Consider the following 26213-nt stretch of genomic DNA (forward strand, 5'->3'; position numbering starts at 1 on the left):
CCGCTTTTTGCCGCGTTTACGCGATGGGGCGTTGCTTCCAGGGTTCGGCGGGGACCGTGTGGATTTGGGGGTAGTCCGCCAGCTTGTCCAGCGCAGCCGCCAAGCCACGGAAGCACAGACGCTTGTCTTTGCCGACGAGCTCGAGGCGGTGAATGCCGCGCGGGTTCTCGTACTCCTCCACGGCGAAGCTTGCGCGCTCGTCGGCGGGATCCATGGCGCACAGCAGGTGAACGCCGGCTTCACCGACGCCCAGGAGCACCAAGGGTGAGCCGGCGGCTTGGAGCGCGAGCACGCGGCCTTGCATGATTGAGCCGTGGAGCTTGCAGTCGTTTCCGAGAGGAATTCGCGTCTGCGAGTAGCCGGCTTCTGACGGGCGATGCAGGACCAGATCGTTGTCGACGACTTGCGCAAGTCCGCGCCCGACGATGGCCAGGGGATCCGACCCGGCGCTCTCGAACAGGAACGTCGCCTTGCCGGTGTTGAAATCGGCTTCCCACACCGACGCGCGATTGGCGATCAGCGCCGCGTGGCTCTCGTCGAAGATCTGGTAGTCGACGGGGGTGCCGCCGATCGCAGGTTCGAAGGGACGCGCGCCTTGGTCGTCGCCGATCCAGAAGTCGAACGTCGTGCCGTTGTACTTGAAGATGACGCAAGTGCCGTTGGGCATCGGGAACGCCCAGTCGTTGAGCGGGTTGAGTGCTTCCATCGCCACTTCGGGCCCCTCGCGGGCGTCGAGCTTGGGCCGCACCGCGAAGCTCTTGCCCAAGGTCGGCACCTGAAAGTCCTTGGTCTTGACCTCGGACAAATCCGCGCGGAATGCGACACCCTTCTCGGTGTTGCCGACCACCAGCGCACCATCCACGAGCGCCGCTTGAGGAAGCTCGAGCTCGGCCTTGCACATCTGCTTGAGCACGCCGCCGTCCACGCGGAAGACTTCGACTAGCCGCGCGTCGCGGCCGTTGATGTTGTAGTTGTGAAAGCCGCTGAAGCGCACGATGGTGCGACCTTCGTCGGTGAACAGCGTGCCGTCGTGGACCGTGGTTGCTTGCTGGGTGGCAACTCCGCGGGTGCCGACACGCTCGAACAGGCTCACCCTCTGCTGGAACGCGAAGACGAACAGGTCGTTGGTGACGTAGTGAGCGGCCTTCACCTGATCCGCGTCGCTGGTCATCAGCACCTTGCCCTCGGCGTCGATCTCGAACACCGAGGGGATGCTCCGCGGGATGGATGGGTGCTTGCCGGCGCGGGGGTGAGCGCGGTGACCTGAGACCAGCATGCGACCATCGCCGGAGACGCCGATCGCTGGATAGTTCGTGTTCCACCAAGGGCTCAGCGGCTGGTCCTTGGCCGGCTCTGGAGGGTTCGGGTGCGGCGCAGGGGCATCGCTCAGGTGCGAGACGAGGCTGTCATCGCGCACGAACTTCACCGAACCGGAGGTCAGTTCCTCGGGGTAAGGGTTGCGCAACTTGGCGAGGATCCCTTGGACGGCTTGGCGTACCTTGATTAGATCAATGCCGCCGACTTCGCGCCGCTGTTCGTTGCGAAGCTCTTCAACCAGCTTGACCGCATCGCGCACCAGGCGGCTCTTGCTGTTCCGCGTGGCAGCGATGATGTCGTCCAGCCACGCTTCACCGAAGAAGTAGCTGCGCCACAGCCAGTACAACCCCGTTGGTGGAAAGTTCGCCATGTGGGGGCCAGCGAGGGTCTTCGTCGGATCCCACTCGAGCTGATTCTTCAGCGCGTTCGCATCGAAGGGCTGATCCAGGAGTGCGTGGGCCAGCCACCAGGCGCGCGGCTGAACCACATCGAGCAGGTTGCGAGGCCGCTCGCCTTCACGGTTGAGCTCGGTTTCGCTCTCCAGCACCTCATCGTCGATCAGCCGTTCGCTGATGAAGGAGAAGGGCCACGGCGACGCATTGACGCGGCCAAAGGCGGGGGTCAGGTCTTCGCGCCGCTTGGCCGTGTCGTCGCTGCTCTCCCAGACCTTCACGATCCTGAGCACGCTCGGGATGTCCCACGCGACGGGACCCGTGAAGAAGCCTTCTTCGTGAGACCAGTTCACGACGTGGGCAGTGTCCCCGGCGTTCGTCACCTGGAGCATGAAGGTGTCGCCGTCCCCAGGGATTTCCGTGAGGAAGAAAACCAGGGTCAACGCCTGGAGCACTGGCTCGACCGTGCGCGAGCTCCCAGCGTGGACAATCGCTTGCTCGAAGCAATTTTCAGCCTCTAGCAGCTGCTTCGGGTGCGACAACAAGAAGCCGCCGTCTTCCGGTTCGTGGCGCGCCACGTCGGCGGGCACGATGTCTCCGATGAGCTCACGCCACTGCTCAGCGACGGGCAGTGGCTCACTCGATAGTTCCTGGCGCAACGTCTCGGGGATGGACTCGAACGACATGGGGCTTCCTCCGTCGAACAAAGTACCATCGGCGACTGCCCTCTCCCCCCCAGCTTGTTGCGATCCGAAGGGCCCTCGGCTCTTGCGTGATGAGGTGTCGCTCAGCCGCCAAACGAGAGACCAGCGGCGAGGTAGAAGATGGGCCCGAAGGTCACTTCGGTGTCTTCGTTGCCGCCAGAAGGTTGGCTGATGAAGCCGACTTCGCCCGAGCCGCGCAGCACCTTGGAGAGCGGGAAGCTCAGCTCCACGAACGCTCCCGGGCTGAAGCCCTCTACCTTGGAGTCGAGGTCGTCGGAGTCGATGGTTTGATAGCCAAGGGCGATGCCTGGAGAGATCTGGAACGCGTCGGAGCCAAAGTGCGCGATGAGCACCGGAGCGAAGTTCGCCAAGCTGAGATCTTGGTCTCCCACGCCGCTCACGTTCAGCGTTGGGTAAGCCAGCATGGCTTGTGCGCCCACGGAGACCTTCGGTGCGACGTAGCCTTCGATGCGCGCCATGAAGAGGCCGCCCATCTCCGTGTCGAAGGTCTCGTCGGCGATCTCGACGTACATCGAGCCTGGAAGCAACGCGCCGCCCTTGAAGCTGAGCGCCCAGCTGCGCTCTTCAGGTTGCGCGGCGGGTGGAGGCGGCGCAGCTGGCGGCCCAGACTGATAGCCCATCTGCCCGGGCGGCGGTGCACCACCGGGCGGATAACCGTTTCCCTGAGGATAGCCCTGGCCCGGGGGATAGCCTTGCCCTGGCGGTGGAGCAGCACCCGGAGGCGGAGCGGCGCCTGGCGGTGGAGCAGCAGCGGGCGGCGGAGCGGCAGGCGGCGGAGCGGCACCCGGCGGAGCGGCACCTGGCGGCGGAGCGGCACCTGGCGGCGGAGCCGGGACCATGCAGACCCCGTTCACGCATTGCTGGCCCTCGCCGCAAGCGGGATTGCAGGGAGTCGCCTCCTGTGCGGCGGCGAGGGAGTGAATCGAGCACACGGCCGCACCTGCAAGCAAGGCGGCGCCCAAAGACAATCGACGTGAGTTGCGGGACATCGCCCAGGCGATAGCCGGGCGTCGCTCGACCGGCTGTAGGCATTTATTCGATTCGCGCGTGGAAGCATAGTTGCTGCGTGGAAACGCGCTGCCGGTGTTTCCGACTAGAAGAAATGCCTATGGCCCCGTTTGGTCGCTTCGGTAGCCTGACTGCTTCGACTTCGAAACATGGCACGTCAACACCAGCGCGCGTTTGACGCGATTACCGTGGCTGAATGCGCCTACGACCTGCGCTCCAGCAAGGTGGAGTGGCTTGCTCGGCTGCGTCATCTCATCGCGCCAGCGATTGAGCAGGATCGCGGCGTGTTCGTGGCCGAGCTCGAAGTCTCTGGGACCCCCCATCAGGCTTGGTCGGCGAGCCCCAAGACCTGGGTTGGTCAGGAGAGTTACGACTACTTCGAGCGTGTGTGTTCGAATCTGCGGCCGGAGCTGATCGCGCCACTGCTGGTTTATGCGCCGTCGGTCGACACGCTCCAGGGCTTGGTCAAGCGGAAGCGGGTCGATAGCGCGGTGATGGAGGAAGCCGATCGGGCGACGGGCGCGGCGGACATCTTCACGTTGATGGCGTGGACGCCGGGGCACACTCGGGGCCTGGCGTTGGTCGCCCCCTCGAGCAAGCCGTGTGTGATCCCCCTCGCCACGATCAAACGTTGGCAACGGGTGATGAGCCACCTCGCAGCCGGCTACCGCTTGCGTTGTGCGCTGGAGGCGGAGCCCCAGCAGGTGGAGGCGCCGAAGGGTGGAGCCCTCTTGGATCCGCACGGCAAGGTGCTCCACGCGAATGGTGACGCGACGGAGCGCAGCGCCCTGACCGCGCTCTCGAAAGCGGCTCGCGCCATCGACCGTGCCCGAGGTAGCAGCCGTCGAAGCGCCGATGCGCTGGAGACCTGGACGCCAATGGTCACCGGCCGCTGGTCGCTGATCGATCAGTTCGATCGCGACGGACGCCGTTTCGTCGTTGCCCATGTGAACGCCGATCGCCAGCTCGATCCCCGGGCGCTCAGCGCCGGAGAGCGTCGCGTGGCCACCCGGCTCGCGCGGGGAGACTCCCAGAAGGAGATCGCCTACGAGCTGGGTGTGTCGCCAAGTACCGTCGGCACCCACGTGGTGAACATCGGGAGAAAGCTCGGGACATCATCCCAGTGGGAAACCACGTCCCTACTCACCACCTTGCTCAAGCAGCCCGCGAAGCTCCTCAGTGTAGAGGGCATGGAGCTACGGGTCTGGAGCGAGCCCTCTCAGAGTGCCCCTGTCGAGCTGACCGAGAGCGAAGCCGACGTCTATCAGGCGCTACTCAGCGGCGCGTCCAATGCGCAAATCGCACGGAAACGCGGCACCTCGCCGAACACCGTCGCAAACCAAGTCGCCGCGATTTTCTCGAAGCTCGGTGTGAGCAGCCGCCAGGAGCTCCTGGGGTCTCGCGCAGGTAAGGCGCGCGCTAGGTCGAAGTAACCTTCACTGGCACGACTCCGGCCAGTCACTCCCTGGGCAGTTCAGCTTGCTGGGACCTTCAGAGAAGAACAACAGCTGCGGCGTCGCGACCAGCTTGGCAGTGGTCGCGCGGCTTGGGGTCGCGGTGAACCACAGCTTGCGCAGCTCGGGCAGCGCGGCGAGCACGGGAAGCTTGGCTTCGCTGATCTTGCTGCCGCGCAGGTCGAGCTCACGCAGCTGATCCAAGTCGCGTAGGTCCGCGACTGCCTCATCATCCACGTTTGCGGGGACGCCGAGGTGACGCAGCTCTGAGAGCTTCTTCAGTGCAGCGATCACGCGGTTGTCCGCCAGAGAATGGATCAGATTCAGGCGGTGGAGCTGAGTGAAGCTTGCGAAGACCGGGGCGCTGTCCGCGTCGAAGTTGCAGGTCGAGAGCTCCAGCTCAGTCAGCGGGAGACGAGCCAGGCTTTGTAAGTCAGCGCGGCTCAGCTTGGCGCCGCGCAGCGTGAGCTTGCGCAGCTTCTTCAGCTTCGCCACCGCGAGCAGCGTTTCCGTGCGGCGCGGATAGAGAAGCTCGAGGGCTTCGAGCTGCGTGAGTCCGTTGAGCGGTGCAATCCCCTCCTGGTCGAAACCCATCACGGGAAAGCTCAAGTCCTTCAGCTGCGGTAGATCAGCCAGCGCCTTGAACGCCGCCGGGTCTCGGTTGGTCGTGAGCTGCAGCACCCGGAGCTTCTTCAAGCCGCGCAGCTCTGCGACATCTTCTTGGCTGAGCTGGAGCGTGACGCTGAGCTCCTCGATGGTCTCGGAGTTGCTCAGCCCTTCGAAGTCCGCGGGGTTATTGGGTACCCACAAGCGGCGCAGGTGCGGGAGCTCCACGAAGTTATAGAAGCCCTCCGACGAAAAGTCGGCGACCGCGTCGAGCTCTTCCAGCGTCCTCGGGACTATTTCCGGGAGGTTCTCGCCGGAGTCGGGCGCGTTGACGGTTAACCGCTTCAAGCGCGCAAAGTTGCGAAAGTCGGGCAGCTCCGATTGCCCCCGGCCGAGGTTGATTGAAAGCCCTTCCACCTGCTTCAACCCTTCGAGCACCGTCAAATCCCGCGGCTCGTCCAGCTCTGCCATCCACTGCAGCTCGCAGAGCACTTCCACGGGGTAACGCTGTGCGACGTCATTCACCGCGGCGATCAGCTCGGGCGTCGGATCACTCAGCGTCAGCGTGACGGGACCTCTGACCGTTGGGAGCAACGCCCGCGTCGGCGCATCTCTCAAGTCCATCCAGATGACGCGGCCGCGCACCGTCGCGACGTACGCTGACTGAGCCTTCAAGTCGTCGAGCTCTGCGTGAGTCGCCGGAACATTGCCGCCCAACTCCGAGAAGCGCGTCCACGTAGGCGTTCCCTCGGGAGTGGGTTGGGGGTGAGGCGCAGCGGTCTCCTCCGCAACTTCCATTGCCTCCGGTGCGCGCGCCGAACTCTGTGCGCCAGCGCAGCTGAGCAGCAGCGCCGCCATGCATAGTCCCCCCCAACGACTCATCAAGAGGCGGTTAGCATGGTCCGCTGTCGGCGTGACGCTCGCGTATGCATCCCACACCTCACTCGCCCAATAGCTGAAGCAATTCAACTCCTATGGCCCGCGCCGCCGACCTACGACGACCGATTCACCAGGGGCTATCGCGCGCGGCTCGTGAACTTCCGACTCAAGGCAAAGGCGCCGATCACCGCGATGGCAGCGAGGGCCGAAGGGCCATAAGAGCCGTTGGCGAGCAACAGCGCGGCAACGGTCGCAGCGAGCAGTAGTACCGTGAGGATACGCACGCTGCCCGCGCTGCGCCGCGGATCTGGGACGAAGTCTTCAGGGTTGAAGTCGCTGGTGAAGTACCGGGCAATGGCGGGCATCGACTCACACGCTTCGATAGCTCTGCGAGGCTCGCCCGCAATCACCGCCTGGCAGACGAGGCGCTTGGCCTCCTCGAGCGAGAGCTGCGCTTCGTATTCGAGGCGCCCTTCTTTGCGGGCCGCCGGCGCGTAGCGAAAGCGACGGCACTCCGCATCGATCAGGATGGCGCTGCTTTGCTGCTTGAACTCGCGTAGCTGTTGGGCGTCGAAGGCGGGCACGACGCGGTATTAACTTTCTGAGAGCAGCGGATAGCTGGGTACTGCGACTTCGGGGCTCACTGTGGCTTCGGGTTCACTGGGGCTTCGGGGCTCACGACTGCGACTTGACCTGGGTGGCGTCACCCTACATCTGCTGGCGAAGCTCGACCTCAGCGTATGCGCACCCGTCGTCGCAGTCTTCGCCGTTTGGGTAGGAGCGTTGGTAGCTGATGTTGGTGACGTCCTGGTCCACGACGACTGTGCCGTTGCTCTGCATGCGAAGGTGCAGGCTCCGTGGCGTGTGATTCTGGAAGATGACTTCGCGCAGGCGAGTGTTGCTCCGCAATTCGAAGTCTGGGCAGTGGTTGGCGACGCCGTCGATTTGGGTGCAGCTGAACGTCTCGCCGTCCGCCTCGACGGTGATGAGGAGCTCGCCCTCAGTGGAGACCGATTCCGCGAGGTTTAGCTGCACACCGCTGACGCAACCCATCAGGGTGCAGGTCTTGCCGCCGATGCAGCCCGCGAGGCTCAGCGCGAGGCAGGCCAATAACGCGATCAAAAGGCGAGAGTTGGCGACCATGGTATTCACTTCAGCGTCACGCTGGCGTTGTGGCACGCTTCGTCATCGCAATCTTCGCCGTTCGCATAGGACTCGGAGTTCAACAATCGCCTGCCCATGGGCTGAGTCTGACACGAATCATGGGGAGACTCGAGTCACTGCTTTGACGTGTCACCGCGCGGTCGCAAAGGCGCACCCCTCACCCCCAAACCCGGCTGCGACTCGCGCTGCAGAGAACGTGGGTTCAATCGAGGAAGGTTGGTGCGCTCACGGGCACGTCGTCGATTGGGATATTGCGCTGGCGCAAGGCGCGGATCAGCTCATCGATGCCCGTAGACGCGACGGGGACGCGTACGAGCTCGCGGCGGTTGGCGGAGAACAGCCCGATGGCGTCCTCGAGCATCCTGGACTCGGAGAAGTTGTCGTTGAAAGCACGTCGAGCGACGGTGACTTCGCTCAGATCGCAGTGGGTCCGAGACGCGCCGTGCTCGACGGTGAGAGTTCCGTCGGCCACAGCAATGCTGAACGGCCTGCGGCTGCGCGCAATGAGTCCACGCCGCACGGCAATGAAGTGCCAAGGGATGAGCGCGATGAATGGGAGCACGGGCGCAGCCATCGCGAGGAGTCCGACGCCTTGCGCGACACGGCGCACCCAGATCGGGACCGGGGCCACGAGGCCTGCAACGATGAGGCCGCCGATCACCACGCCAACAGCCCCGGCAAACCACTCGTTGTCCAGCAGACGTCGCATGCTTGAGTCAACCGGCTTGTCTCGTGAACGTGCGTGAGACGCAAGCAGGCGTTTGAATCGGACACTGTCCGATGCTGGCCGTTGCCCGAAGCATCGGCGTGGACTTTGATTCGCTGGTGAACAGCGACCGAGAGACGGTGATCCAGGAGCTTCGCTTCGTCGCCAAGCGCACCTCCTACACGCGCGCGGTGCTGCTGCCTGCGTTTGCGCTGCCGCCGCTGTTCCTGGTCTGCGTCGTGTGGAAGTTCGGCTGGGATGTGCTGCGCGATCACGGACTGACCATCGTGTTGTCGCTGCTCGCCGCGCTGGCGCTGTACTTCTTCGTCGAGTCTGCCAAGCGTCGCTATGAAGGGGATGTGATCTTCAGTCGGCAGGGCCTCGGCATCGCGACGCCGAGCTTTCGCGGCGTGATCCCCTGGCAGCGCATCAGCCGTGTGTATCTGTTCAAAGAGGATGTGCACGTGGAGGGTCCGAGCATCGGGCGCGTGCAGGTGTCTCTCGAGGGGCACGACGATCACAAGGACCAGCTGCTCGCCGCTTTTCGCGAGACGGGCCGCAGCATGAACCTGACGTGGGTCGAGAGCTTGGCGAACGGGCTCGATTCCCTGCGCTGAGCGCCTTGTTGTGGCTGCCCTCCGCTTGGTTCCGGACGGCGGCGGAAAACGTGCTAAGCGGCGGTCATGAACATGACCTTGCGGCCGGCGTTCGCCTTGGCGTTCTTGGCCATCATGGTCGGCGTGCCGCTGTTCACGTTTGGGCCCTTTTGGGCGGGGCTCTTGGTGCTGCTCCCCGCCGGCCTGGTGCTCTATCGAGAATTCCGTGCGGATCCAATCGTCGCGAGCCTGTTCACGGCTGCGGTGTTGGGGTTGTTGGCTGCGGTTTACACCGCCGTCTTGGTGGTCTTTGGCTTGGGCGCTGGTGTCATGCCGCCGATCGTGCTCGTGCTGCTGGTTGCCGGCACCATCGCAGCGCTCGTGGTTTGGCGTAGGTCGCGCAACCCAAGTGGCGGGCTGCCAGACATCTTGGGGGAGCGCTTCGGGCGAGAAGGGCTGTATGAGCGCGATGAAGTGCAATGGACGATGGTGCAGCCAGACCCATGGCTCACCCGCGACTCGGTGCTGGAGGTGTGGCTCCAAAGCTGTGTCAACGCGCCCCGGGTTGCGCGCATCTCCTTCGAAGAGGAATCGCGCAAGCGCCTGGGTGACGGCTGGCTGCTATATCCCAAACCCTTCGAGGTGGAGCTCGGGCCGGGTGAGGTCACGCGCTGTGAAGTGCCGGTGCGCCCAACGCAGCGACACGCAGATGAGCTCCGTCTCTACGTGCGTGTGGACGCGAAAGGACCGGTTGCCTCGCGGAATAGACACTATCGGGGCCACCCCGTTGAAGACCGCGTCTCCACCACCACCATCGTCGTTGGCGCGGCCGTCGGCGAGCTTCAATGGGGTGGTGGCGTGTTCGTGGACTTCAAGCGCCGCGCGCGGCAACCGGCGACCCACGACTTGGACCTGGAGGCCGTCTACGAGTCCGTTTGGCGCCCCTAGGGGAACGATTCGCTACGTCGGCGGCTCTGGGATCAGCGCCGCGACGAGAGCGGTCAGGTGCGTCTCCACAGCAGCGATGGCCGCGCTCTCGGTTTCCGTGAGGGTCGCGGCCATCAGCGTCGTGGCGTCCCAGGACGCATAGCGGACGACCGCGACGACCAACGTGTGCACGATGAGCCCGCCTTGATCCCTGGGGATCCCTTGTTCTGCGAGCCAGATGGCGGTCCGCCGCAGCTCCGGTAACATCAGGCGATCTTCGTTGCGGTTCACGTGGTCCACGCGCAAGCGAGTCACGCTGCGTTGTTGACGCACGCCGTGGAACGAGAAGAGCGTCGCCCGGGTCATCACGGAGCGTACGGACTCGCCGTCGCGCACCGCTTGCTGTCCTGAGCTGATGAGCGAGTTCACCCAGTCATCTTGCTCGCGCAGGCAAGCGTCGAAGAGCGCGTCCTTGGAGGGAAAGTAGTACTGCACGCTGCCGAGGCGCAGGCCACATTCGTCCGCGACCTTGCGCAGGGAGAAGCCGTCGTGACCATCTCGCGCGAGCACCTTGCGCGCGCCACTCAGGATCGCTTCGAAGGTGCCCTCGGAGTCCCGCTTGCCCACGCCGCCACGCTAGCAGGCGTGGCGAAGAGCGTCAGGGAGTGAAGCCCGCATTCGACAAACCGACTCCAACGGACGGGATGTAGGCCAGCGCTGAGCCGGCGCTGCCCTGGAGGGAGAAGACGTCGAGCCCGACGAACGCGCTCGGGACCACGCCACCGAATTGAAACATTTCGAGTTCCGCAAAGAGGCGGTTGGTCGACTCGATCAGCGCGAAGGAGTCCGTGGTGGGCTCGTTCGCGTCCAGGGAGTCGACCGCAAACTGAGTGCGTGTCACCGAAGCGTAGCTGACGTCGGAGTGCGCGCGCACCGCAAGCGTTTCCGCGATCATCCTCCAGCGCGCGTCCGCCTGAGCGACGTAGCGGGCGGTCGACGAAGTGCTCGCCTCCACGTTTGCGTCGCTCGAGGCGTAGTAGTTCTCTGACTGCAGACCCGCGCCGCCGGCGAGCGCCACCAGCAAGCTCGGGGTGAGTTCCTTGGTGCCTCCAAGCAGCAGCGTCCCTCGCGTCATGCCGGAGAACTCGCTGAACAGCTCACCGCTGTTCACATCCGTAGGGATATACACGGTGGCATAGGTCGTATAGTCCAGGGCGCCCTTGAGCTCGAGGGACGAGGTCGCGTTGGGCTTCACCAAGGACCACGTGCCGCCGAGCCCAAAGGACCGCTTTGCAGTCGCGTTGTACGCCCCAGGGGTCGCGGCTGCGTAGTTGGAGATGCCGAGGTGACCGGAGAGCCGGTAGTCATCTCCGCGGTATCCGACGTCGCCGCTGCCAATCAGCTTCGTCTCTCCGGACTCCAAGCGCGGCACCCCCACGTCACCTTGAAAATCCCAGCGCGAGGGCCTGGCTGCTTCAGGCGCCTCGCTGGGTGTTGCCGTATCGGAAGGCACGGCACGCTCAGCGGCTTGCGGTTCCGCTGCCAGCGCAACGGCCGGCAACGAAGCCGCGAGAAAGCAGAAACCAGCGCCGAAAGCGGCGCGACCAAGGCGGGAAGTGGCGCGAGTCATGGGAGGCTTCCTACCAAAGCCTCCGAGCGCGTCGACAACACCTGTCGGTCACTGACCAAAGGCGGTCGGCTACTCTGCTAAGCACCGACGGTGAGACGATTGGAGCATCATGGCACTCGACGACTTGAAGGCTGACTTGCTGCTGCTTGCTCGAACGGGACTTGCTTCCCCGCTCTCGGTTTTCGAACACGGGCTCGGTGCGTCGGAAGCTGACCCCGAGGGTGATCCCGCAGCGGTCTGGCGCGCGACGCTCGAAGCTTTCGAGATCGCGCAGCGCCTCGAGGCGGAGTGGTCAGAACTGACGGACTGTGACCGCCTGCAACAAGCGCTCGAGCTACTCGAGCGGCAGGGATTGGTAGCCCGCACGAACTGGGGGATGACAGTCGATGACGGAATCGCTCGAGCAGCTGATGTTGCCGCAGCCCTTGACGAGGCCCGGCTCGGTCCCGTTGTCGGCTTTTGCTTCTGCCATCAGCAAGACGTCTGGAGCGCGCTTGGGAGTGATGGCCTGTACCTAGCGTTCGGCTCATTTCTCGACGCGCCAGCTGACCATGGTGAAGAGATAGGCAGAGCGGTCGTGGTCGCCTGTCAGCAATGCGGGCTCAGAACATCCTGGGACGGCACCGGTCGAACTCGCATCTACCTTCCAGACTTTCGCTGGGAGCAACGCGGACGTCGACTCCCTCCCGGCGACGACGAGCTGTTTATTGCCTCGTGGAAATATGAGATGGTGGCAGGGTACACGGACCCCGCCGAGTGTCACGACGTGCTCGAAGAACGTGCGCGCGACTGGTACGGTGAGGTGCTGGAGCTTACGCCAGGCTTGCTAGAGCAGCTCCACGGCTTCACGGACCAGCTCCTGCATGCTGAACAGGTGCGTGAAGCGAGCTGGGAAGCCGCAACCGTGAACGATCGGATCGCTGCCGCGTTTGCTGACTTGGCGGCCGCCGGCGTGTTCACGCGGGAGTGCTTGGGACGGACGATTCAAGATGGTTGGGGTTACGTTGGCGTCCAAGCCGACCCGCTCGCTCGCGGCGCAGTCTTCTTTCACCAAGAAGATGTGCTTGATGCCCTCGAAGGACGCGGGATGTGGCTGGCTTTTGGCTCGCTAGCCACAGACGGGCCTGACGAAGCCATCGAGACTCAGCGGCTGGCGGAGCAGACGCTGCTCGCGTTGGCGTCATATGGCGTGGCGTGTGAGTGGAGTGGTTCGTTGGAGCAGCGTATCCGGATCTTGCCTTTCGAGTGGTGTCGTCGCCGCTTTACTCCGCCACCTCGGCTCGGACCTCGCGCTCCGCAGGATAGGCCCCAAGCTGGCCAGACGGTCTCGAATAATACTCTGCGGAAATTTCACGACGCTCCGCGCGTAGCCGACGTGGAACTCGTCGTCGGTTTGCGTGACGAGGGAGGTTTCGACCTGCGAAGGAGCCGACGTTTGAGGGCGCAGCGGCCCGATGAGCAGGTTCAGGTTGGCCACCTTGGAACGCCCCACGCATTCGTTCCTGCCGGCAGTCACACCACGATGATCGCGGTTCCTGCAGACTACAATCTGCGAGAAGAGCGCACGCAGTGGCTGAGGCGCGGGTCTCGCTAGGCCGCCTCTCAGGACGGCATGATACGAGACGGCATACGAGTCTGACCCGGAGTGTGAGACACTGCGCTCATGACTGCGGGACATGAGCCGGTGGTGAACTGCTGCTACGCGATGCCGATCCGAGGAGGGCTCTGGGGTGCCTGCCAGGTGCTCGGTATCGACGGTGAGAACGCCGACATCGTTGCCTTCGACTGGCTGGGCAAGCGGCCACCGACCTTGAAGCAACTCGCCAAGGCGAAACCCTTGGTGCTCGACCATCACGCTCACAAGAGCCGCATGCAGCGCATGTACGCTGACGGGCCGGTGCCATCTGATTTCCGCACGGTAGGAGAGCTGCCTCCAGTCGTCAGCGGCGAGATGAAGCCGCAGAGCTACGGCTTCTGGAGCAACTTCGCCTTCCAGCTGCGGTTGCAGCAGCGCTGGGACCATGAGGTGCCGAAAGCCGAGAAGGAGCGCTACCGCGCGGGCGACCACCAGATCACGCTGGGCGAGACCACCGTCAGGGGTAACTACAGCATGACCATCGGCGCGACCAAGCACGCGACGCTCCCCTGGCCAGCGGATGAACCTGTGCCGTGGCAAGTGCTCGACGGCGCTGGAACGCTGTCTGACCTCTTCTACCATGGCCGAGACATCGGGGTCATAAAGTATGTTGCCTCACGGAAACTTATCACGGAGCTGTCCTGGTACGACCACGCTCAATCGAACCTGGATTTCCGTGGTGCGTCGCTGCTCGAGCTGCGCCTCGACGTCAGCAAAAAGCTATCGGTTCGCATCGATCAAGAGCTGACGGATTTGACGTTGAACGGCCACGGCAAGGGCCGCTCGGTCTCCGTTGAACACGCAGCAGGGGGTGAGGAGCTCTCGCTCACGCTGTTCCAGCCCGTGGACCAGCTGTTCCCACCAGCGGTGAAAGGCCTCGAGCGGCTATCGCAGCTAGAGGTGAGCTGGCTGAAGGTCATTGACCTCAAAGCCATCGCCAAGGCTTACCCCAAGCTGCGCTCGCTGCTCGTGCGTGGGAAGTTTGCACGGGTCGAACATCCGGAAGCGTTAGCCAAGTTGAGCGAGCTCGAATCGCTGACTTTCTACGACGTGTATGACCTGGACGTCGCCGCTCTCCCCCCAATCGAAAAGCTACCCAAGCTGAACCACGTGTTGTTCGGCGGCTTGCGAAAGTCCGATGCCCAGCTGCTGAGGAAGCACTTTGGCAAGCTGCGCTACCTAGATATTCACGGCGCCAAGAACGACGCCTGGATCGCCGCCAACGCGAACAACCCGTTGCGCAACTGGGTCGACGACGACGAAGCCTTCGGAGAGAAAGCCTGCAAAATCTTCGCGGCCGCTTACCGTGGGGCAACGAAAGCCAAAGGCGCCGAAGCGAAGAAGGTGCTGACGGACTACATCAAGGCGCTTAACAAGCTCGACAGTAAATACGAGTGCATCGACACCATCCGTCGCGAAGAGGCCTACGAGGCTTATCACCAGCTAGTAGCGCTCACCGACGTCAGCGAGAAGGACGCTGACGAGTGGTGGGGTGAACTGTGTGACTTTTGAGAGGCTACTTCACGCCCAGCAAATCCAGCTCACCACCCAATTCGAGGCTCAAGAGCGCCTGCATGCGCTTGTCTGCCGCGAGCATCACTGAAATCGGCACAACCCGCACGTCGTCGTCCGCCGGTGGCTCGTCACCGAAGGCCTCCCAAGCGTCTGCTTCGAAGCGCGCGATGTGGGTCGCGTGGGCGCCCTGTAAGATCTCGAGCGTCGTCGCGACGTGCGCCGTTTCAGGGATAGCTAGGTTCCAAGGTTCAGCGAGCCAGCGCCAGGCGGGCGCGGATTCGGGCGTGAAACGCTGACTCAGGCTCGGCGTGTCCACGGTCCAGTGCTCTCTGTCAGGCACTAATTGCTGCGCGGATATCTTGCTAGAACCGTAGTGCGCTGCGGCGCGCCCGAGCAGGTGCTCGCTCCAAGAGGCGTCGCACGCACCCAGCGTGAAGTTGCCGAGGCCATCGACGCGGAACCTATCAGTGGTTCCTCCACGCAGCTGTGCGGCGACGCTGTTCAGCACATGCATCAGTTCATCGGTGGTGTGGTAGGCAGCGCCGGCCAGAATCAGCTCGTAGCCAAACTCCCCACTGAGCCCGATGGTGTGTCCCCAGCCGGGCACGCTGGTCGGGTGGACCAAGTGGACGTGCTGGCCGCGCGTTTGGATGTGGTGCGCCACCTGCGCCGATGCCTCGTCGCGACTTGATTTGGGCGCAGCGAACCTCACCCCCCGATCCTACTTGGGGCGCGCCCAGCCGCTCCAGCCAGAAGGCTCACGTTTTCGGCTGAAATACCGTGGTGTGGGAGCAACGCTGTGATTACCCGGAACAGCGGGGTACTCCGCTATACTCGGCGCGTGAAACAGCGGCTCGCGTTGCTTGGGCTCGTCGTCTTCGCGCTGCTTGCTTGCAAGAAGTTCGAGGAAGAAAAAGAGCAGAAGTCCCTCGATCAGTATCGCTCGAACTTCATCAAGGGGTGCATCAAGGGAGACGACACAGACTCACCGTTCCCTTCCGCCGAGAAGAATCGCATTTGCGGCTGCATCGCTGACGCCTACATGAAGGGGAAGCGCTTCGACGATCTCGTGGCGGAGGAGGAGGCGGACGCATCGTCGAGCTTCGTGAAGCCCGCGGTGGAGGCGTGTAAGTTCGTTGCAAAGGGTCGCGCCTGGGCGGTGCGCGTGCCGCCTCCCAAGCCCCTCGAGCTTTACACTGCGGAAACGAAGATCCCCCAGGCGGATCCGGGCTCGGAGGAGCTGAACGATGCCATCGACCTGCGAGAGAGTAAGCAGTTCGATCTGGCGGAGGCCGCATTCAAGACGCTGGTGGCCGCTTCCCCGAAGGACGCAGAGTTCGCCTTCCAGCACTATGTGAACCTGTCGTTCATGGGGCGTACAGACGAGGCGCTCGATGCGTTGGAGTCCGCGTACAAACTCGGCTTCAACGAATACCCGACGATTCGCTACATCTTTCTGCCTGGTGCGGTTGCCTTCTCCACGCGCTACGAGAAGACCCTCGCCGGCCTGCGCGATCGCTACAACACGACGCCGCCGCCTATCGGCACGCCTTACGCATTCATACCCAAAGGCAAGCCCCCAAAGAACGGCTTTCCAGTGCTGGTCGTGCTGCACGCCTATGCGTCCAATCACGGGAACTGGGTGGAATTCTCAAAAGACTGGAAAAAGCGCGGCGTCGTAGTGATCGCCCTGCCGGGGTCGTTGCCTCTCGGAAAGAATCGGCTTTGCTGGCATGTGGGCACTTTCGAGGCGACCCACGACGCCATTCAGGCGGCACTGAAGTCTGACCTGGTCTCCAATGTGATCGATCCAAAGCGCGTCATCGTGGTGGGCTATGGGCAGGGCGCTCAGCACGCCGTCGGTGTCGTGACGGAGCACTCCGAAGCTTACTCTGCGGTGTTTGCCATCGCTCCCGGCGGTCCGCCCGAGCCCCTCGGCGACAAGCTCGCCCTCGAGACGCCGGCCAAGCCGCGCATGGTCGTGGTTACGGGCAGTGAGGCGGAGAGCGCGCCCCGCTCCTATCGCTTTCAGCGCCTCGCTGCGGGAGCTGGCTGGCCGGTCGTGTTGCTGGAGCAGCCCGGCAAGGATAGTTTCCCCGAGGAATATCCGCAGAACGGCGTCGCCATCATGGACTACTTGCTGGGCAAGGCGGAGAGCATCAAGGGCAGCCCCAAGCTGAAGCCAGTGACGCCCTCGGCGGCGCCCTAGCGAGTCTTTCAGGGTTTTCGGGGGAGAGAGCACATGGGTTGGTCCTACTTCTGGATTGGTGACTTCGATCTCAACCCCGCGGCGCCGACTCCGCGAGGGTTTGCGAAGCCACCGAAGAGCGGCGCGGTCGTCATCGATCACCTGACGCGGGAGGGGCGACGCCTGCTCTTCTTGAGAGTCGAAGATCGCGACTCCAGCTCGGAGGAGGAGCTGACCGCCGCGGTGCGCGGCTTGAAGCGCAAGAATGCCCAAGGTCAGCTGAGCTGCATCGCCTGGGAAGACGGGCCCGACGACTATGGCGTCATGTGGCCCGTGTACGGGAGGCGTCGCAAGCTCACCCGTGCGGAAATAAAGGAGCTGTTCGCCGCGCACGTGGAGAGCATGCGCGAGATCGTCGACGAAGCAGCTGCGGCGCTGGCTACTGCCGCGCCGGTGGCCGGCCAACCGAAGACAGAGCGGAAGAAGGCACCTGCGAAACCCCGCGCGACATCCAAGCTGCAATCCCCAGAGAAGCTCGTGGCGGCGCTGGAGAAGGGACAGCCGGGAGCCCGCGCCAAGGCATTGCTCGCCCTTGCCGACGTGGACCCGGAGCAAGCGCGACGCACGGCCTTCGAGTGGCTGGTGCGTTGGGAGGGCGTCTACACACCCGGCAAGTGGTTGCATCAGCCGAATGCAGGTTTCCCTGAGGAGACAACCTTGGTGAACCGCGAGAAGCAGTTCGAGGCGGCCATCACGGTGCTGGCTCGTAACTTGGACGATGCGGCGGTGGACGCCTTATTGGGCTTGAAGCCTTACCACCCTTCAGGTCATGGCCTGGCTCGACAAGCGCTGGTCGAGGCAATGTCGCCGCAGATCGCCGAGAAGATCTGCGACCTCATGGTGCCTGGTCTGAAGGTGACCCACTACAGCTGGTACTTGGACCTGCTCGCGATGGGTGAGCTCGTTGGTGATGTGGCTCTCGTCAAGCGCATGCTGCGGGATCCCATGTCGTTCGACCCGCAAGGCGAGCGCCCCATCTCGCTTCGGGTGGACGCGCTCAAGGTCTTTTGGTGGGCAAGGCACCCGGAGGCCGTCGCGCTCACCTGTGAGCTGCTCTCGGAGGAGCCGTTCTGCGAGTGGGGTGGCTGGTTCACGAGCAAGCTCGACGACCTGCGCATCGACTACGCTCAGCTCCTCGATTCCCCACTGCTTCCGCGCGACAAGTTGCATCCGCGCGTGCTCGAGGATCTGGAGCAAGCGCGTAACCCGGAGCCTGAACTCACCCCCGAGCAGATCCGTGAAGTCTTGCGTGAGGCCCGCAAAGAGGCGGGCGGCGTCTTCGACGACAAGTAGTCTGAGCCAAAACGTGTGATCGTGTTCGCCCCCCTAGCGCTCAACTGGGCCGGCTCGGGCGACATACCAGTTGGCTCGGGAACCCGCGCAGGACTCACGCGTTGTGCCAGAGCTTGGCTCTCACCCTTGGATCAGGTGTTTTCAATGAAGAAGCTCGGTTGGTGCGTCGCTGGATTGAGTACGTTGTTCTTGTTGGCGGCTGGTTGCGGCGGAGCCACGAGCGGTGAGCCGAGTGGGGAAGGTGGAACGTCTGGCAGCGCTGGGAGCGGCGGCTCGGGCGCCGGGGGATCTGGCGCTGGCGGTTCGAGCGGCGGAGGTGGCGTCGGAGGAGAGCCTCAAGGCTACAGCTCCCAGCTCGACTTGCTCTTCGTGGTCGACAACAGCGCAGGCACCCATGTGCATCACGAGCGCCTGGCTGAAAGCGTCGGGGACCTGATCCGGCGCCTACGGAACCCCGACTGCATCGCACAACACGGTACGCGCTCGACGCCTGCTAGTCCTGGGGAGGCGTGCCCGAACGGCGGTGAGCGCGTTCACGCGCCGGTGTCGGATCTCAACGTCGGCGTGATCACGTCCAGCTTGGGTGCGGGCGGCAGCCAATATTGTGATCTACAGGACGATCAAGCTCATCTGGTGCCGACACTGGCGGACTCGCTCCCAGGGGCAAGCGCCGACGGAGTCTACGAACTCAGGCAGGGCGGCGACGTCGAGGGTTTGGTTGGCAACGTGCAGGCGGCGATCCGTAGCACGGGGCAGAGCGGCTGCGGCTTCGAGATGCCACTCGAGGCCATGTTCCGTTTCCTCTCGGATCCGGCTCCCTACGCCACCCTGGCGCACGTCCCGTGTAGCAGTTCGGATCCGGGGAACAGCTGCATTCAGCTTCAGGGTACGGATGACGCATTGCTCGCTCAGCGGAGGGCCTTCTTGAGGCCCGGCAGTACCGTCGCCGTGGTGATGGTGGGCGACGAGAACGACTGCTCGGTCACGGCCGGAGGCCAGTATTGGTTTGCGTTCGAGCCAGATGTCTTCGCCGCGCGACCAACCAAGACCTGCGACATCGATCCGAATGACTCATGTTGCTACTCCTGTGCGCAAGCGCAGGTAGCCGGCTGTCCAAGCAAGGACTCCGAGTGTATCGACACCCCAGCGGAGGGCGAAGTCAACTTGCGCTGCTGGGACCAGAAGCGCCGCATGGGGATCGACTTCTTGTACCCCGTGGATCGCTACATTGGCGGTCTACGAAAGAAGACGATTACTCAAGCCAATGGCGACGAGATCGCCAACGCGCTCTTTGCCGATGGCACCCGAAGCCCCAACCAGGTTCACTTCTTGACCCTCGGTGGTGTGCCCGCAGATTACATCACGGAAACGCAAGCTGATGGCAGCATCCGCTACAGGGACAACTCAGAGCTCACCGGTGCTGGCTCCTGGTCGCAGCTAGTCGGAAACCCATCGACCTACCAACCACCTCAGGACTCGTTCATGGTCGAGTCAGACGCGCCGCGCACTCAAGTCAGCACGCTCAGCGGCGTGGCGCCCGCGGCGACGAACTCCGTGAACGGCGGTGACTCCACGCAGATCAGCAATCGCCTGCAGTACGCCTGCCTTGAGCCCCTCTCCTTTCCCCTGGAGTGCCCAGTTGGAGACTTCTGCCTGTGCGACGTCCCCAAGGATGACGCCGCGTGCAGCTCAGGTGGCTTGCAGATCGCCGCGACTGCCTACCCGACCATTCGTCAGTTCGCCGTCGCGAAGGACTCCGGGGGAGAGATCGCGTCACTCTGCCAATACGGCGCGACTCCAGGTCGCTTGGATACCGGCTTTGGTGCGAGCTACGAGCTGCTGCAGCAGGCCTTGCGGCCGAGCCTGTTCTGACGCTCGCTGAAAATAGCTCGCGTGGGGGTAGACCCAGCGCCTGCCGGCGTAGCTAGCTCAGATGATTCGACGCACGCTTGGTCTCTCGACAGTTAGCTTGATACTTCTCGCCGCCGCATGCGGAGGTTCCGATGACGCCACTTCGGGCGGAAGCGCTGGTGCCCAGCTCGACCTGTTGCTGGTGGTGGACGACTCTGCGTCCACAGGGATCACTCAAAAGCGCCTGGCGGAGAGCGTTGGCGCGTTGGTGGATCGCCTGACCAATCCCGACTGCGTGGCGCCCGATGGATCTCGTACGACACCAACGGACCCGGAAGCCCCGTGCGCCGCGGGCGAGCGCATCCATGCTCCTGTCAAAGATTTAAACGTAGCGCTGATCAGCTCAAGCTTGGGGAGCGTGGGTTCCGATGTTTGTGCTGGCCGCAACGACCGAGCTCATTTGATCCCCACCTTGCGCTCAGGAGTCTCCGGAGCGTCACCCGCGGGAGTCTTTGAGTTCCGCGAAGGCGGAGACGTAGCAAGCTTCAAAGCCAACCTGCAAAACGCAATTCTGAGCGTTGGAGAGTCGGGTTGCGGCTACGAGATGCCCCTCGAGGCCATGTACCGATTCCTTGTGGAACCAGAACCGTACCAGGAACTGGTGCTTGGTCCCTGTAGCTCGAGTGACACGACGAACTCCTGTGTCGTGGCCCAGGGAGTGGACGACACGCTCCTGCAACAGCGCCAAGCGTTCCTGCGTCCTGGTAGCAACGTCGCTGTCGTGGTTGTCGGCGACGAGGACGACTGCTCGATTCAAGCTGCGGGGCAGTTCTGGCTTGCGCTGGACGCTGATGCTCTACCTGCTCACTCCACCGCGACGTGCCAAACGAACCCGAATGACCCGTGTTGCTACTCCTGCGCGATGGCCCAGAAGGACGGATGCTTCAGCAAGTTCTCCGAGTGCGAAGGCGACTCAGGGGACGGCGACGACCCGGCGCTCCGCTGCTGGGATCAAAAGCGGCGCATGGGTATCGACTTCATGTACCCGATCGAGCGCTACGTCGCGGGGCTGAAAGAACGCATGCTCCCAGCTGGAAGTGCGAAGGCCGAACCCCAGCCGAACCCGTTGTTCAGCGACAACCAGCGTGCCGCCCAACAAGTCCAACTATTGGTCCTCGGTGGTGCTCCCGTTGATTTCCTGGCGGAAACAGACGCTGCCGGTCGGACGCGCTATCGGACGAACGCTGAGCTCACGAGCGCTGGCCGCTGGCCCGCGTTGGTTGGCGACCCGTCGACCTACGTCAGCCCAAGCGATCCGTTCATGTTGCCCACTACGGAGCAGCGCGTGATAACCAGCTCTTTGAACGGCTTGTCGCCCATCGACACGAACGCTGTGAATGGCGGCGATGTGGCGGGCCTCACGAGTCGCCTACAGTTCGCTTGCATCGACGCGCTGCCCACGCCGGTTGCCTGTGATCCTTCCGGCTGCTTCTGCGAGACCGCGAACGAGACCACCATTTGCGATAGTAGCGGAGTGCAAACAGCCGTTCCCGCCTACCCGACCATTCGTCAGTTCGCCGTCGCGAAGGACTCCGGGGGAGAGATCGCGTCACTCTGCCAATACGGCGCGACTCCAGGTCGCTTGGATACCGGCTTTGGTGCGAGCTACGAGCTGCTGCAGCAGGCGCTGAAACCGACCTTGCGCTGACGCTCGCTGCCTATTCGCTGCTGCGCCCTATTCGCCGCTGAGCAGGCGGACCGTGGGCACCTGAACCTGGAGCTTCCTTCCGCCGCGTTGGAGCTCCAGGTCGTGCAGTGTCCCGACTTTGCCGGCGAGGGCCTGAGTGAGCTCGTGATGCCACAGCTTGCACGCGTCTTTGCCGTCCACGCTGAGTAACGTGTCTCCGACTTTGACCAGCTTGCGGGCTGGCGAGTTCGCTTCGGCGACGCGACGGATCACGGGGCAGCCGTCTTTGAACTCGAAGCTCAGGCCGACGCGCTCCCAAAGTGGCCCAGCGGCGTTTGGGACTGGCGCCAAGAACAATCGCGAACGCGCGTAGTCGATCAACAGGCGATAGCGAGCAAGCACATCGTTGCCAACGGCCCCGATCGTGCCACGGCCTTTCACGCTGCCGAACATTCCCCATTGACCGGTGGGGCGACTGACGAATTGAACAGCCTTCAACTTCTGCGCATTTGGGGGGGAGGTGGGTTGGTTGTAGCCGGGTGCTAGTAGCGTGACCTCGGGCACGACCAGCACTTGCTCCGCGATTTCTCCGCCGAGCATATCGGCGTCTCCAAACGCTCCGCTGGCAAAAGGCCAGTCTGGATGTTTTCCGTGGTGAAACGCTACGACACTCTCGTCCAGCATGGATGAGGAGGCCCCGGTATCGATGAGGAAGCCGTATTGATGCGCTATTTCGCCTCGTTTCACCAACGCCGCGGCGACGGCCGGGTAGAGCGCGGAGTTGTACCCCAGAATCTGAGAAACGAAGCGGATGCCGTTCCCTCCTTTCGGATCCACCTCGAGCGCAGCGGGGTCACCGAGGCTCAAGCGCTTGGAGGCTGGGTCGATGCACACGTGGAAGCGACTCAAGAAGCCAGCGCCGAGCTGACCCACAGAGAAGCCTTTGCGTCGCGCGTAGTCGCGGCGAAAGGCGACGTCGTCCTGCAGCTCCCACTCAGCGCCGGTTGGCAACGCGATCTCGTGTCCCGCGATGCTCAAGCCGCTGGGCAGGTCGGCGATGCTTGCATACCCGAGCTCTTCCGCGACTGAGCGAGCGAGCTGTACCCCCTTGCTGGTTCCCGTTGTATCCACGTGGAACCAAATTTCGCGAGTCGCCTTCGGGCCTCGCAGCGTCACGCGGACGAACTGGCGTCCTCCAAATATCTCGAACGGGATCGAGCGTGGCCCGTTGCAGAAGTCTTTCCAGACGTCAGGGAACCTGAGCACCTCCTTGCTAGGTCCAGGCTTCGGGCAAGGAGCGCTGCACAATGCCTTCTGTTCTGGCTCTGCAGACTTCCTACAACCCAACGTTAGCGATGCGCCGAGCAAGCAGACGATGAACGTCGAGAGGCGCAGCATGTTCGCGTTATAGCTTTGCCTTCGCTTGGCTGTCGCGAAAGAACGTGGGCTAGTCGCAGGTGAAGCTTCCGGTGACGGCCCCGGTGGACGTCATCAGGCTACCAGACTGGAAGTCAGCGCGTTGTGACAGCTCGCCAGCTAGCCTCTTATTTTCCGCGCGGATGGATAGGAAGAGCCCCCGGTCCTGCCATGTCGAGTCGACCCAGCTGAAGGCGTAGCCTTCTAGCTGATTGGGGTCGATGCGGGTCTCCCCTTCCAACTGCTTCCCCAGATAGAGACCGACATCGAACTCGAAGTCGTCGTCCAGCACCCCGTCTGCTGTGGAGAGCTCGAGCTTGACTGGGGCGAAGATCGCTGTGGACGCGCAACCACTGAACGCCCCGTTGCCGTCCCCAGGACGTGTATCCACGCCATAGAGCAACGGCCCTGCGCCAAGTTCAAAGCGTAGCGTGCTGGATGCCTCTCCTGGGGGGAGGGAGAAGTTGGCGGGGGAAATATCGCGTCCGGAGAGGTCGTTCCAATTCCAGACGCAAGTGTGGTCACCAAGCAACGGGTCGAGTAGCGCCTCCGGCGAATAGCCGAGTTCGCTCTCTGCTGAGTACTCGATCTGGCCCTCTGGGTGGTTGCACTCGCGTCCGGCTTCTTGGCTTGGCGACGGGTCATCGCTGCCACAGGCGGTCAGGGTGAGGGAACCAAGCAACAGGCAGAGCGGGAGCCGCATGTTTGCAGTCTAGACCGGCACCCAACAAAAGTCCGCGTGGAACCGAAACGTGAAGGGTCTTTGTTCAGTTCAAGCTCGCCTGCTGGGCTGCGGTCGGACGCGCCCGGGGGCCCTCGATGAGGTTCGTCTCCGCGGCTTGGTGGACCGCGATTTCGCGATCGATGGTGTCGTCCGGAGCGACATCGACTTCACTCGCCTCGACCCGAGCGCTTGGCTTGGCAGCGGGACGCTCCTGAACCTTCAGGCGATAAGTCGGTTCGGGCATGTCGACGCCCGCGTCGTCCAAGGCCGTCTTGACTCGGCGGATCGCTTCGCCGCGCGCCTTCGCGAAATCGGTGACTCGTTGATCGACCCAGCCGAAGAAGCGGATCGCCACGTTGGAATCTCCCAGCTCTTCGATCTGGGCGAACGGCTTGGGGTCGGGGATGACCCCAGGCGCCTCGAGGAGCGTCTGCACGCCGAGCTGCTGGGCCTCCAGAAGATCGGCGTCGACTCCTGCGCCCACCACGAACTCGAAGCGACGCCGTGGGTTGCGAGTGAAGTTGAGCACCTTCGCCTTGAAGACCATCGAGTTCGGCAAGCTCAGGTGATTTCCGTCAAACGTCATCAATACGGTTTCCCGCATGGTGAGGCGCATCACCTTGCCGATCTGACCATCAATCTCGATCGCATCACCGACGTCGAAGGGACGTCGACCGATCAACAGCAGGGACGCCAGGTAGTTCTCCGCGATGTCGCGAAACGCGAATCCAACCACCAAACTGAGCACGCCCGCCGCTCCCACCAGCGTGCCAAGCACTGCGGTTGCGTCCAGGATCTCTAGCGCGATCAGCACGCCGATCAGCGTGAACGTCATGCGAGTGACTCGGCGGGCGATGTCTCGCAGCAGCGGCTTCCGCACGACTCGATTCAACAGGCGCGGACTCTGGCTCACGTAGCGCCCCAAGGCCCACGCGCCGATCAGGGCCAAGAGCGCGATCATCATCAAGGGGAGCCGCGCGATCACCCCGGCCATCCAGCGCTCGGCGCGCTCTCCGACTGGCTCGAGGCGGTCGGAGACGGCGATGGGCGTCGTTAGCCCATTGTCTACGTAGATGACGCCACTGAAGCTCTTGGCGAGCTGCTCGGCGGCCTTGGCGTCCTCCGTGGATTTAACTTCCCCGCGGAGACGAACGACGCCATCCGTGGCATCTGCCTGCACTCCCGCGAAGCGGTCGATGCGCCTGAACACAGCCTGCAACCGCGTGCCGGTGTCGTCCATCAGCTCCGCCACCGGCGCCGCTTCTACCTCCACCTGGGGTGGCGTTACAGAGTTGCTCTCGGCTGCGGTGGGGGGAGCCGCGACGACGACTGCAGGCGGCGCAGAGACCGTCGGGATCGGGTCAGGCTGTGCCTTCTCTTGAGCCACTGCGGCTCCCGCGCTGGCCCCAAGCATGGCGATGACGAGGCAAGTCCAAATCAACTGAGTGCGGGTAAGCATCGCCCCCTGCTTTGGAAAGATCGTGCCACCCAACAGCCTCGGTTTTGGGTCGCCTCATGCCGCAAAAGCGCACATCGGCAGCGACCGAGTGTGCGCTTGGGCGCGCCCTACTGCATCGACGGGGCGGTGTGCCTCGCTCACCGTCCTCGCTGGGCTTGCGATATATTTCCGTAAGGAAGTGTTGTGGGGTGGGGCGGGCGGGAGCGTATGGGGGCACCGTGCCATGGCGACGTCGGTAAGCGTGTTTCTATGTGGTATGGAAAAATGGCGAGTCGAGGCAGTACGCCGCTCCCACGTCGAAGGCAAGCCAGGGAATTTCAAGCGATAGCTGCACTTCCTCATCTGGCCTGAGAGTTGCTCTTCGCCAGGCCATGACTAACAAAGTGATTTCCGGTGCGTTCGATTCGTCTCTCAAGGCTCGCTCTGCCATCAACGAGCTCTACGCTCGTGGCGTGCGGCAGCAGGCCATCAGCGTGATGATGCCTGAGCAAGCGAAGGACGAGTTCGCTCGTATCGATGACAACACCAAGGCACCCGAGGGCGCCGCGATCGGCGGTGCGGCGGGTATCGCACTCGGCGGCCTCGCCGCCGGTCTCACCGCGGTTGCGACCGTGATCGTTCCTGGTGTGGGCATTCTCGCCGCGGGGCCGATCGTCGCGGCTCTGGCAGGCGCTGGGGCAGGTGGCGTCGTTGGCGGCGCGCTAGGTGGCCTGATTGGCTACGGCGTGACCGAGCACGAAGCGAAGCTCGGCCAGGAAGTGCTCAAGAAGGGCGGCTACGTCGTCATGGTCTCCACCGACAACAAGTCGGAGCACGAGATTGCCAAGGACGTCTTCGATCGCCTCGCGGTCAAGAGCGAGACCACGAAGGGCCAGGCTGCGAACTCCGCCCACGTGTGATCTTGCACAGCGTAGATCGAGTGATTGAGGGGAAGCACAAGGCATCGCGCCGCGCTCATGGAGGAGAAGCGCGGCGCGATG

At 63.5% G+C, this 26213-nt stretch carries 22 protein-coding genes; 10 read left to right on the top strand and 12 right to left on the bottom strand.

What is annotated here, in order from left to right:
* Positions 1–16: 16 nt before the first annotated feature.
* Both H6718_21205 and H6718_21210 read right to left on the bottom strand, forming a co-directional pair.
* Entirely contained in the window at positions 17–2395 is a 2379-nt protein-coding gene (locus H6718_21205) for a hypothetical protein (protein MCB9587937.1), read from the bottom strand.
* 101 nt (positions 2396–2496) lie between these two features.
* Positions 2497–3423 carry a hypothetical protein gene (locus H6718_21210; GenBank protein MCB9587938.1) on the bottom strand — a complete coding sequence of 309 codons (927 nt, stop codon included), beginning with the start codon at positions 3421–3423 and terminating at the stop codon, positions 2497–2499.
* A 168-nt stretch (positions 3424–3591) separates the two neighbouring features.
* On the opposite strand from H6718_21210, the gene H6718_21215 reads away from it, so the two are divergent.
* A complete protein-coding gene (locus tag H6718_21215) occupies positions 3592–4875 on the top strand; it encodes a LuxR family transcriptional regulator (protein ID MCB9587939.1) in 1284 nt (427 codons plus the stop codon).
* Positions 4876–4878: 3 nt separating this feature from the next.
* Here H6718_21215 and H6718_21220 read toward each other — a convergent pair whose 3' ends face one another.
* From H6718_21220 to H6718_21235, 4 genes are all read right to left on the bottom strand, one after another.
* Entirely contained in the window at positions 4879–6384 is a 1506-nt protein-coding gene (locus H6718_21220) for a hypothetical protein (GenBank protein MCB9587940.1), read from the bottom strand.
* A gap of 134 nt (positions 6385–6518) precedes the next feature.
* Positions 6519–6965, bottom strand: coding sequence for a hypothetical protein (locus tag H6718_21225; GenBank protein ID MCB9587941.1), 447 nt, complete (start codon positions 6963–6965; stop codon positions 6519–6521).
* A 124-nt stretch (positions 6966–7089) separates the two neighbouring features.
* Complete coding sequence (locus H6718_21230) at positions 7090–7524, bottom strand: hypothetical protein (protein MCB9587942.1); 435 nt, start codon at positions 7522–7524, stop codon at positions 7090–7092.
* Between the two features lie 223 nt (positions 7525–7747).
* Positions 7748–8254 carry a hypothetical protein gene (locus tag H6718_21235; protein ID MCB9587943.1) on the bottom strand — a complete coding sequence of 169 codons (507 nt, stop codon included), beginning with the start codon at positions 8252–8254 and terminating at the stop codon, positions 7748–7750.
* Positions 8255–8325: 71 nt separating this feature from the next.
* Between H6718_21235 and H6718_21240 the strand changes: the two genes are divergently transcribed.
* The gene (locus H6718_21240) at positions 8326–8868 is read left to right on the top strand and encodes a hypothetical protein (protein ID MCB9587944.1); all 543 of its coding nucleotides are present in this window, start codon (positions 8326–8328) and stop codon (positions 8866–8868) included.
* Between the two features lie 66 nt (positions 8869–8934).
* Complete coding sequence (locus tag H6718_21245; protein ID MCB9587945.1) at positions 8935–9795, top strand: hypothetical protein; 861 nt, start codon at positions 8935–8937, stop codon at positions 9793–9795.
* 12 nt (positions 9796–9807) lie between these two features.
* On the opposite strand, the gene H6718_21250 is transcribed toward H6718_21245, so the two are convergent.
* The gene (locus H6718_21250; GenBank protein MCB9587946.1) at positions 9808–10401 is read right to left on the bottom strand and encodes a TetR/AcrR family transcriptional regulator; all 594 of its coding nucleotides are present in this window, start codon (positions 10399–10401) and stop codon (positions 9808–9810) included.
* A gap of 31 nt (positions 10402–10432) precedes the next feature.
* Positions 10433–11404: a hypothetical protein gene (locus tag H6718_21255; GenBank protein ID MCB9587947.1), complete on the bottom strand. Its 972-nt coding sequence runs from the start codon at positions 11402–11404 to the stop codon at positions 10433–10435.
* 109 nt (positions 11405–11513) lie between these two features.
* On the opposite strand from H6718_21255, the gene H6718_21260 reads away from it, so the two are divergent.
* Together H6718_21260 and H6718_21265 are read left to right on the top strand one after the other, a co-directional pair.
* On the top strand, positions 11514–12998 hold the full coding sequence (locus tag H6718_21260; protein MCB9587948.1) for a hypothetical protein: 1485 nt from the start codon (positions 11514–11516) through the stop codon (positions 12996–12998).
* 69 nt (positions 12999–13067) lie between these two features.
* A complete protein-coding gene (locus H6718_21265; GenBank protein ID MCB9587949.1) occupies positions 13068–14552 on the top strand; it encodes a hypothetical protein in 1485 nt (494 codons plus the stop codon).
* 4 nt (positions 14553–14556) lie between these two features.
* On the opposite strand, the gene H6718_21270 is transcribed toward H6718_21265, so the two are convergent.
* The gene (locus H6718_21270; GenBank protein MCB9587950.1) at positions 14557–15267 is read right to left on the bottom strand and encodes a DUF4262 domain-containing protein; all 711 of its coding nucleotides are present in this window, start codon (positions 15265–15267) and stop codon (positions 14557–14559) included.
* A gap of 129 nt (positions 15268–15396) precedes the next feature.
* On the opposite strand from H6718_21270, the gene H6718_21275 reads away from it, so the two are divergent.
* From H6718_21275 to H6718_21290, 4 genes are all read left to right on the top strand, one after another.
* The gene (locus H6718_21275) at positions 15397–16764 is read left to right on the top strand and encodes a hypothetical protein (protein ID MCB9587951.1); all 1368 of its coding nucleotides are present in this window, start codon (positions 15397–15399) and stop codon (positions 16762–16764) included.
* A 33-nt stretch (positions 16765–16797) separates the two neighbouring features.
* Positions 16798–18096, top strand: a complete 1299-nt coding sequence (locus H6718_21280) for a hypothetical protein (protein MCB9587952.1) — start codon at positions 16798–16800, stop codon at positions 18094–18096.
* Positions 18097–18240: 144 nt separating this feature from the next.
* Positions 18241–19968: a hypothetical protein gene (locus H6718_21285; GenBank protein MCB9587953.1), complete on the top strand. Its 1728-nt coding sequence runs from the start codon at positions 18241–18243 to the stop codon at positions 19966–19968.
* A 61-nt stretch (positions 19969–20029) separates the two neighbouring features.
* Positions 20030–21655, top strand: a complete 1626-nt coding sequence (locus H6718_21290) for a hypothetical protein (GenBank protein ID MCB9587954.1) — start codon at positions 20030–20032, stop codon at positions 21653–21655.
* A 27-nt stretch (positions 21656–21682) separates the two neighbouring features.
* On the opposite strand, the gene H6718_21295 is transcribed toward H6718_21290, so the two are convergent.
* The 3 genes from H6718_21295 to H6718_21305 all read right to left on the bottom strand — a co-directional run bounded on the left by H6718_21295 (position 21683) and on the right by H6718_21305 (position 25233).
* Positions 21683–23032, bottom strand: coding sequence for a hypothetical protein (locus H6718_21295; GenBank protein MCB9587955.1), 1350 nt, complete (start codon positions 23030–23032; stop codon positions 21683–21685).
* Between the two features lie 49 nt (positions 23033–23081).
* A complete protein-coding gene (locus H6718_21300; GenBank protein MCB9587956.1) occupies positions 23082–23753 on the bottom strand; it encodes a hypothetical protein in 672 nt (223 codons plus the stop codon).
* Between the two features lie 64 nt (positions 23754–23817).
* Positions 23818–25233 carry a mechanosensitive ion channel gene (locus tag H6718_21305; GenBank protein ID MCB9587957.1) on the bottom strand — a complete coding sequence of 472 codons (1416 nt, stop codon included), beginning with the start codon at positions 25231–25233 and terminating at the stop codon, positions 23818–23820.
* A 371-nt stretch (positions 25234–25604) separates the two neighbouring features.
* Between H6718_21305 and H6718_21310 the strand changes: the two genes are divergently transcribed.
* A complete protein-coding gene (locus H6718_21310; protein ID MCB9587958.1) occupies positions 25605–26132 on the top strand; it encodes a hypothetical protein in 528 nt (175 codons plus the stop codon).
* The last annotated feature ends 81 nt before the right edge of the window (positions 26133–26213 follow it).

The organism is Polyangiaceae bacterium (assembly GCA_020633205.1).
In the GTDB taxonomy this organism is placed as follows: domain Bacteria; phylum Myxococcota_A; class Polyangia; order Polyangiales; family Polyangiaceae; genus JAHBVY01.